The following is an 8,584-nucleotide window of genomic DNA, read 5'->3' as shown; positions in this document are numbered from 1 at the left end:
GGACTAGTGCTGACTCGACCTTCCTGCTCCTCCCGTTCCTCCTGATCACGCCCAGAACTTGGTTGACCGCCTTGACCAGCCTCTCCTTAGCCAGTTCGACTTGTCCCTTCCGCTTTGACATCTTTTCAGCAGGAAGACGTCTAAAATTAAAAACTTCTCGCTAATACCGGCTTCTTGGTATTACCTCCCTAAGATTCCCATAACTGCTGTATGGTATTTTTCACAGAGGGTCTTCACTTTGCATTTCTAGTATCATCTCTTTTCATCCTCATATCCCTAGTACTTTCAGCTCTCACAATATTCATTAAAGTAAAGAACTAACTTCATAGAATTTTTCTAATTCTATGCCAGAAGATTAATACTAACACTACCGAGGCTGATATCAACGCCAGTAAGGAGATAAGCGCTATATTCGGGCTTAAGACTAGTCTTTCAATAATATATTGGTTTACAACTACAGTGCCTCCTACAGGAACATTATAGGTTCCTTCCCATTCTCCTTCGTAGAACAAAGGAATATACGCGTTAAGAGTAACCAGTTGACCGTTCTTTGCCCAATAGGTAACATTAAAGTTCCCATAGTCTAAGGACACTTCATACTCCAGCTGATAAGGAGGCAGTACGTTTAACGGAGAGGATACATTAATAATGTTTTTTCCTACTAGTTCAAATCTCTCATGAGGTGTTTCGTATATATACTGTGGTAACTGTAAGACAGTACCTTTCTGATACCAATTCATAATTGTTGTACCGTTAGGGTAAGTTATCCTGACTAAATATTCAGGGACGTAATAAGTTGAAGTATTTATTATTGGCGGTGTTGAGTTAGTCACTAATATTTGGACGTTTTTTTGTAAAACTAGAATTTCGTTATTGCTGATATTTATTATCCCCGGTAACGTTACAGTAGTGTTCACGGGTAGGTTGTAGGTAATTGCTGAAGAGTTAGGGTAGACGATCGTGACCATTACTTTCTCGTCATAATATAATAATATATCGAAAGTTTGGAATGTACTGTTGTTAGGGATTATGTAAGTTTGTCCTATAACTTTTTCCAGATATAAGTACACGTTACTGCTAATTCCCAGAACGTTAGGTATAGTTATATTGTAAGGCTTGTCGATATAGAAATCTTTACTTTGATATATGCCCAATCTGTTTATTATAAAACTCTCGTTCACAAAAGTTAAGGGTGGTATAGGAGGATTGTAGTTACTGGTTATTAGACCGTAACTCGGACTACCTGTCGTTACTTCTACGTTTCCGTCTGGCTCAAGGATTGTAATTAAGTCTTCAGCCGAACCCGTGGCATTCATTCCGAAGTTAAAGACTGAAGGAAAGGGCTTAAGTCCGCTCTGGTTATAAAATAACCCAAGTTCAGAGTTTAAGGAAGTGAAGTTTGTAACACTGTTAAATCCCCCGAAGACGAGTTCAACGTTTTCCTTGGTAGGAAAATTTACAGTGAAAAAAGCCCTACCGTGTATAGTTGAAACAATAGCAGTTCTAACTTCAGGTGGTAAAAACCTACTGCCGTTTTGTATTATTACGTACTGATATTTAACTATAGTGAAGGTTTGGTTGTAGATCAAAGATATGATTAAATACCCTGCTAAGGGTAACGAAAAATGTAATAAGGTCGTGTTAAATTTCTGATTACCGTTATAATAGCATCCTATGAAAAAGGTATCATTAAGCGTATTAAATACCAGTTCTTCTTGTAACCAATTTACGGCCATTGAGTTATTAACTGTCCCTCCTAGTTGTAACGTAGCGTAATAAGGTTCAGGGGAGTTTGGATTGAAAGAATTAATAGAAGATATATTGAAGTAACCTATTATTTGGTTTGTAGTTATTGTATATGTATAATTAGCACCTTTAGAGTAGATTCCATAAGAGGCTAAACCTATAGGTTTAGGAGAAATTTGTGCTTGTGGAGTTATTGCAGGTGCTGGAACAGCAGCTATAATGGTTAAAACCAATAAAAATAAGATAAATCTCCGCATCGATATATTTGTATAATACCTTTAAATAAAACTTCTCTTAAGCTCGGTTAACTTGAATAAAAAATAGTTTTCTACTAACCATAACTGATTATTTAACCTATTCATACTCATTCTGGTCAGGGGCTAAGGTCAAAGAACTGCTTAGAACACCAAGAATCATTAAGAGCATTCCAAGATAGAGCGGGAATTCAGGCGACGCGATTTTTACTATTCCCACGAGTCCTCCCGCGAATAGGAAAGCACCTATACCTACTACTGCGCTACAACTACAGAACCTTATGCCTTTTCTCATTTTTCCTCATATATTAATTAAGTTTAACTAGTTTATAAATTTACGCTTTTAGCTAAATCAATAAATAAAAGGAAAATTATCAAAGTTTATAATAAAATGCAAGTCAAGTTTAAATCGATTATTAGTCTATATAATAATGTGAAAATCATAGTTTTTAAGTCTCTGACCTCGATAAATGGGGAGTGTCATATAATACCCAGAGTAAAGGTCTTCGAAAAAGATGCGGAGTTGTTAGCTTATCCTTTGAACGTTCAAGGAGAAATCTACTATATTTTTCCTTTAGTATCCTTAAAACTCCTAAAAGAGAGGTCTGAAAGATTAGGGCTTAGTGAGTTGGCAATGAGAATTAACGTGCTAACTAGGGATACGATTGAAAGAGGTACATGTATATGTGATAATGAGGTCAGTATCACTGTCATGGGTGTAAAGTTACATGAACGCATACCTCTCACAGACTCCGAGATATTCTTCTACGGTCCTGAAAGTGCTATAGAAAAGAAAAAGGAGGAAGTACTGTCTTCGATAAAATATCTAAAAAAAGTGTTGAAACTTGAGGCATGGGAACACGTAACAATTGTTGGCAATGAGATTTTCTCAGATTGTAAGGAATTGGAACTACCTCCTTTAACTTTATTCCAATTATACGTTAACGATGAGTTCAACTTAGACGACAAGTCCTTTAAGGTTTTACTTAGCTAACAACTTGACTTACAGGTGGAGGATGAGGATTTCCCTCGATCTTTTTCATATACTCCTTGTACATGCATCTATCCTGAATTACTATGAGCCCCGCTTTTCTTGCTTTTTCCGCAGCATCATCGTTCCTTATCCCCTCTTGTAACCATATTACCTTCACGTCACCTTTCCTCTTAACTCTCTCTAGGACTTCATCTATAATTCTAGGTACGTCTTGAGAGGGTCTGAAAACCTCAACTACTTCTATTTTATCTGGGATATCTAGTAAGCTTTTATAACTCTTCCTACCCAAAATTTCATCTACTGTGGGATTAACGGGGATCACGTTATAGCCCTTGGATATCAAAAACTTTGGTACTTGATGTGAAGGTTTAGAAGGGTCTTTGGAAAAGCCCACTGTGGCAATGTTCTTGTAATTTCTCAACACGCCTTCAATTACCTGCTCCTCTGAACTTATAACAATCACCCTAGAGATTATTTGATTTTAGGTTATTAAGCAAAATCATGTAATCTATTTTATTAATTCATACCTTCGTGATACGTGATTATAATAAATCAAACCAGATCTACGTAAGAAAGAGAATAAAGGTAAAAGCCTTTTCGGAATATTAGTTTCAACGTTTTCCCCGAACTTTTCAAATAACGCAATAAGTAAGTCTATGGTATCTTTAAAAGTCACTAATATCCTTCCTTCATCTAAGGGCAAAACAAACAACGACGGGTGGAGGTTTTTGTTAATTCCATGCCCCTCAAGTATCACGAATCCCTTTTCGAGGACTTGTTCACATAAAGAGTTTTCCGTTAGTTTCTTGTCACTAGATCCAACGCTTTTAATAACTTGTCTTAACATGCTCTCGATATCGTTCAGTCTTCTCAGTATTTCAACGTCACTCTTTAAGTATTTCTCTTCTATAATTTTTCTCCTATTGCTTTCATTACCAAGTAGATAATTTAAAAACTCGTCATCCACAATTTAACCTTAAAGATTAAAAAGAGGAAGGGGAGAGATGAAAGTTACGGTCAGATATTTCGCTTTTCTATTAGATTTCACCGGCAAAGAGTACGAAATAGTGGAAACAGATTGCAAGACCGTGGAATGTCTCATCTCAGAGTTAGAGGCGAAATACGGTAAGGAATTCGGAAAAATAGTCAGAGAAGGACTAGGAAATATAAAAATCTCGATCTTAGTCAACGGTAAGAAACAAGAAGAAATCAATAACGGTGATGAGGTGGCAATCTTCCCCCCGCCTGCTGGAGGGGAACTGAGGATAGGTGGGAGGTTGGATATACTAGAGGAAATAAGGAAGTTCAGAGAGGAAGCGGGAGAAGAAGTAGGTTCAATGGTAATCTATTTGGGTATTGTTAAAGGAGTTGTAGAAGGGCATAAGGTATACAAGTTAAAGTACCAAGCTTATGAGGATTACACGAAAAAAAGGTTCGAGGAAATAATCTCCTCTCTCAAGGAGAAATATAAGGACCTTGTGAAGATTAAGATAATTCACGTAATTGATGAATTAAAGCCTGGTGAGGACGTGTTCTTAGTCATGGCCTTAGGGAGAGGGAGGAAAGAAGCAATTAAGGCTGTAGAGGATGCCGTTGAAATGGTAAAGCACTCGACTGGTATATGGAAACTTGAGGTAAGAGACGACGGAGAGTTCTGGGTAGTTGCTGGTAATACAAGGGTGAAGAGGAATGATAAAGCCGGTAGCGCTTAGTATTGCTGGCTTTGACAGCGGTAACGGTGCTGGAGTAGAGACGGATATTAAAGTTTATGAAATCATGGGTGTTCACGGAGTAGGGGTGACCACAGCGATTACGTCCCAAAACACCCTCGGTATCTCTCACGTTTTTCCCATACCTTCTGAAGTTGTCAAGAGGCAATTAGAGGCATTGCTTTCTGACTTCGAAGTCAAGTCTGCGAAACTGGGGATGGTTTATACTAAAGAACAATTTAACGTGGTAGTTGAGTTGTTAGCGGACAAAATTCCGTTAGTAACAGATCCCGTGATATACGCAAAAGACGGCACTCCCTTAATAAAAGACATCGAGGATTATAAAAAGGTCATATTACCGAGAACAACAGTCTTGACACCTAATGCTGTTGAGGCTTCGATTCTGTCTGGAGTTAAGGTTATGGGAATTAATGATGCTGAAAAAGCTTGTAAAGAGCTCTCGAGGCAGTACAACATCCCGTATGTCATAGTGAAGGGTGGCCACATGGAAGGAGAGTATAGTATAGACGTCCTTTACGACGGCGAGAGGGACCAGTACTTCAAAATAGGTTACAAGAGAATAGTTTATAACAAGAACACTCATGGGACAGGTAGTGTTTTCGCTACGGCAATTTCAGCCGGGTTAGCAAAAGGAAAAGACGTTGTTTTCTCTTTCAGATCCGCTAGAGAGCTACTCCAAAAGGCTATATATTACGGGCTTAATATCGGAAAGGGTATAGGTCCCGTTGATCCGATTACTCCCGCACTTGTAAAGTCTATGAAGTTCGAGGTAATTGAAGAAATGCATAAATTTGCCTACGAAGTTGAACAATGGAAGAACTTTTATAAGTTAATCCCCGAAGTGCAATCTAATTTAGCCCATTCAATAGATCCTGATTTCGTAACTGGCTTAGAGGATATAGCGGTGTTCAGGGATAGGATAGTTAGAAACTGGGACAATAAAGTGAAAGTTGGCTTACCCGTAGTGTTCGGTAAACCTACCCATACGGCAAGGCTTTTATTATCGATCATGAAGTTCAAGAAGGGCGCCAGAGTTTTAATTAACATCAAGTTCACAGACGAGGCAGTAAGACTTCTCAAGGAGATAGGATATGAGGTTATTGAAGTAAACAGGGAGCTAGAGCCCAACCCCCAAATAGAGGGTAAAAGCATGGAATGGTTGGTTAATCATGTTTACATGACTTACGGAGATGTCCCTAATGTGATATTCGACCGAGGTGTTAAGGGTAAAGAGGCGATGATAAGGCTTTGGACTAGTTCAGTAGAAGAAATATTAAGTGCGCTAAAATATTTAAGTGATAGGCTATGACGGACATAGATCTAGAAAGAATACTTTCAGGAGGAAAGAATTTAGTCAGGACTGGATGGATGCAGAGGGGAGTTCCACCATCAGTGGGTGAGACCGTAGCACAACACAGTTGGGAGGCAGGAATATTGGCTTACTACATATCTAAAAAGCTGAAAGAGAAAGGAGTCAATGTATCGCCAGAGAAAGCAGTAACAATAGCAGTGTTTCACGACATAGGGGAGACGCTTTTAGGCGATTTGCCTAAATGGGCTACTGATAGACTTCCTCAAAAGGAGGAAATTGAGAAGGAAGCAATTAAACAGTTAGGTCTTGGAGAAGAGCTTTTCGAGGAGTATAAAAACATGTCATTAGAGGGACAAATAGCGAAGTTGAGCGAGATGTTAGCTACTTATCTTCAAGCTAAGAGGTACTTGAGACAAGGTTATGATGTCAAGGAAATTATGGAGACCTATTTCAGTGTATTACAAGAGATGAAGAGAAGAAGTCCTTTCAATTTAATAGAAAGTCAGATAGATTTTCTAATAAATGATTTAATTAAGTAGCTCCCTTATTTTTAATAGGGAGAAATTATGAAAATGGGTCCAGGTAAAAAAGCACCTGATGAAGTAAACGTAGTAATAGAAATACCAATGGGTTCAAGTATAAAATACGAATACGACGAAGAGGAAGACGTAGTAAAGGTAGACAGAGTTCTTTATACGTCTATGATGTACCCGTTCAATTACGGTTTCGTACCCGGTACTCTAGAGGAGGATGGAGACCCTATAGACGTATTAGTGATAACGTCATATCCTATACTGCCTGGTACTGCTATTGAAGCTAGACCCGTGGGGATTCTTTACATGAGGGATGAGGAGGGAGAAGATGCAAAGATCATTGCAGTTCCAAAGGACAAAATAGACCCGAGCTATTCGAACATAAGAGATATAATCGACTTGCCTGAGGCTGTAAAGAACAAGATCGTACACTTCTTCGAGCACTATAAAGAGCTGGAGCCAGGTAAATGGGTAAAAGTTTCCGGTTGGGGATCTACAAACGAAGCCAAGGCTAGAATAAATGCTGCAATTAAAAGGGCTTCAGGAAAATGAATAATGTGGTTTTTTATCCCTGATTCTTTCCTCATAATTATTATTTTACTCCTATCATTTATCCCAGCTTTATGGAACCTTTTACAAGTCTATTATTACAGAGTGGGTTTGAAAGCTACTAGTGATATAAAACCACAAGGTAGAGGAGAAAAGTTCTTTTCCGTAATAATTGCGGTAAAAGGAGAAGACAGAGAGACTATAAAAGGACTGATTGATAATTTGTCCTCTTTAGATTATCGAAATTATGAAGTGATTATAGTCTCAGATGACGATGAGACTCACTTTAAGGAAATATTTGGTGATCTCACCCTGCCTAAAAACTTCAGAATCTTCAGAAGGGATAATCCTAAAGGGGGTAAGGCTGGAGCGCTAAATTTCGCTTGTAGTAAAGGAATAGGCGATTATTTTGTTTTTCTTGATGCAGATGCGAGAGTAGATAAGGAATTCTTGAAGAGGTTAAACAAAGAGGATTTTAATGCTGCAGCCTTTAAAATTTCAATATACGGAGTTGAGACAGAGTTACAGAAGTATTATAGGGACTTCACAGACAAGGTCATGATATCTCTGTTTAGGGGTAGGAATTCATTAGGATTACCGATTTTTCCTAACGGTTCCGCTTTCTCCATAAAGAGAGATATGCTGTGGAATGTGGGTATGTGGAAGGAGGGCGTAATAGCAGAGGATTTAGAACTCGGAATAAGGCTTTTCCTTAAAGGGGTAAAGGTCGAGTACTTCCACGATATAACAGTGTTGTCAAAAGCCCCTTATACTTTACACGATCTCTTTAAACAGATAGAGAGGTGGTCTTACGGTTCCTCGCAAATACTCTTATTGTCTTTAAAGATGTTAGGGAAAGGATTAAAGGGAGTTGAGGGGTTCATCTATGCTCAGCAGTGGGGAATCTATCCCTTGTTTTTATTAACTTTGCTGTTATTCAACGGATTGGAATTTCTACTTGGAATAAACCAATCAATCCTCTTATTACCGTTAATTATTTACGGAGTATCTACAGCGGCTTATGCCTTATCTTTAGGTCAGAAAGAAGGAGATTTTAGCATTGTAATAACTATAATAAATGCTTCAACTTCAGGATATTGGAAAGGACTTTTGAAAATCCCGTATAAGTGGAGGGTTACTCCGAAACAGAGAAGAGAGGAAGAAACTCAAAAATCTTCATTTAAAGAATTGTCAATTTTCTTGTTCAGTTTCATCAACTCCCTATATGGATATTGGTTGTCTAGCCTGATTCTATTGGGACTGGCGATTATGGAGTCACTTGCTTAGCACCGGACATCATTTGTACTTCTCTCATGGCCTCTTCTGGTCTTATAGAGTATTAATTATATACAGCAGTTATGGGAATCTTAGGGAGGTAATACCAAGAAGTCGGTATTAGCGAGAAGTTTTTAATTTTAGACGTCTTCATACTGAAAAGATGTCAAACGGAAAAGGACAAATCGAGT

General features: G+C 38.2%; 10 protein-coding genes. 6 read left to right on the top strand and 4 right to left on the bottom strand.

The features are described from left to right. Positions 1 to 323 precede the first annotated feature (323 nt). Both WIW52_RS08220 and WIW52_RS08215 read right to left on the bottom strand, forming a co-directional pair. The gene (locus WIW52_RS08220) at positions 324 to 2,003 is read right to left on the bottom strand and encodes a thermopsin family protease (RefSeq protein ID WP_337709812.1); all 1,680 of its coding nucleotides are present in this window, start codon (positions 2,001 to 2,003) and stop codon (positions 324 to 326) included. A gap of 97 nt (positions 2,004 to 2,100) precedes the next feature. Continuing rightward, a complete protein-coding gene (locus WIW52_RS08215) occupies positions 2,101 to 2,295 on the bottom strand; it encodes a hypothetical protein (RefSeq protein ID WP_337709811.1) in 195 nt (64 codons plus the stop codon). Positions 2,296 to 2,433: 138 nt separating this feature from the next. Between WIW52_RS08215 and WIW52_RS08210 the strand changes: the two genes are divergently transcribed. Next, positions 2,434 to 2,994, top strand: coding sequence for a hypothetical protein (locus tag WIW52_RS08210; RefSeq protein ID WP_337709809.1), 561 nt, complete (start codon positions 2,434 to 2,436; stop codon positions 2,992 to 2,994). On the opposite strand, the gene WIW52_RS08205 is transcribed toward WIW52_RS08210, so the two are convergent. Further along, positions 2,987 to 3,448 carry a CoA-binding protein gene (locus WIW52_RS08205; RefSeq protein WP_337709817.1) on the bottom strand — a complete coding sequence of 154 codons (462 nt, stop codon included), beginning with the start codon at positions 3,446 to 3,448 and terminating at the stop codon, positions 2,987 to 2,989. The two genes, WIW52_RS08210 and WIW52_RS08205, sit on opposite strands and share 8 nt — an antisense overlap. Positions 3,449 to 3,502: 54 nt before the next feature. Continuing rightward, complete coding sequence (locus tag WIW52_RS08200; RefSeq protein WP_337701873.1) at positions 3,503 to 3,961, bottom strand: hypothetical protein; 459 nt, start codon at positions 3,959 to 3,961, stop codon at positions 3,503 to 3,505. Between the two features lie 37 nt (positions 3,962 to 3,998). Between WIW52_RS08200 and WIW52_RS08195 the strand changes: the two genes are divergently transcribed. The 5 genes from WIW52_RS08195 to WIW52_RS08175 all read left to right on the top strand — a co-directional run bounded on the left by WIW52_RS08195 (position 3,999) and on the right by WIW52_RS08175 (position 8,405). Continuing rightward, the gene (locus tag WIW52_RS08195; RefSeq protein WP_337709807.1) at positions 3,999 to 4,706 is read left to right on the top strand and encodes a MoaD family protein; all 708 of its coding nucleotides are present in this window, start codon (positions 3,999 to 4,001) and stop codon (positions 4,704 to 4,706) included. Further along, positions 4,684 to 6,033: a bifunctional hydroxymethylpyrimidine kinase/phosphomethylpyrimidine kinase gene (thiD, locus tag WIW52_RS08190; protein ID WP_337709805.1), complete on the top strand. Its 1,350-nt coding sequence runs from the start codon at positions 4,684 to 4,686 to the stop codon at positions 6,031 to 6,033. Before WIW52_RS08195 ends, thiD begins: the two co-directional genes overlap by 23 nt. Positions 6,034 to 6,038: 5 nt before the next feature. Continuing rightward, a complete protein-coding gene (locus WIW52_RS08185; RefSeq protein ID WP_443295631.1) occupies positions 6,039 to 6,575 on the top strand; it encodes an HD domain-containing protein in 537 nt (178 codons plus the stop codon). A gap of 27 nt (positions 6,576 to 6,602) precedes the next feature. Further along, positions 6,603 to 7,121, top strand: coding sequence for an inorganic diphosphatase (gene ppa / locus WIW52_RS08180; RefSeq protein ID WP_337709801.1), 519 nt, complete (start codon positions 6,603 to 6,605; stop codon positions 7,119 to 7,121). Positions 7,122 to 7,223: 102 nt separating this feature from the next. Then, positions 7,224 to 8,405 carry a glycosyltransferase gene (locus WIW52_RS08175; RefSeq protein WP_337709814.1) on the top strand — a complete coding sequence of 394 codons (1,182 nt, stop codon included), beginning with the start codon at positions 7,224 to 7,226 and terminating at the stop codon, positions 8,403 to 8,405. The last annotated feature ends 179 nt before the right edge of the window (positions 8,406 to 8,584 follow it).

Origin of the sequence: Stygiolobus sp. RP850M (assembly GCF_037389295.1) — an archaeon.
Lineage (GTDB): Archaea > Thermoproteota > Thermoprotei_A > Sulfolobales > Sulfolobaceae > Stygiolobus.
The sequence above is the reverse complement of the archived record's forward strand: the minus strand, read 5'-3'. Positions and strand labels throughout refer to the sequence as shown.

What these genes read in the sequence shown, in the direction of transcription:
- thiD (WP_337709805.1), top strand. Translation starts at nt 4,684, where the DNA reads ATGATAAAGCCGGTAGCGCTTAGTATTGCTGGCTTTGACAGCGGTAAC.
- ppa (WP_337709801.1), top strand. Translation starts at nt 6,603, where the DNA reads ATGAAAATGGGTCCAGGTAAAAAAGCACCTGATGAAGTAAACGTAGTA.
- WIW52_RS08215 (WP_337709811.1), bottom strand. Translation starts at nt 2,295, where the DNA reads ATGAGAAAAGGCATAAGGTTCTGTAGTTGTAGCGCAGTAGTAGGTATA.
- WIW52_RS08195 (WP_337709807.1), top strand. Translation starts at nt 3,999, where the DNA reads ATGAAAGTTACGGTCAGATATTTCGCTTTTCTATTAGATTTCACCGGC.
- WIW52_RS08220 (WP_337709812.1), bottom strand. Translation starts at nt 2,003, where the DNA reads ATGCGGAGATTTATCTTATTTTTATTGGTTTTAACCATTATAGCTGCT.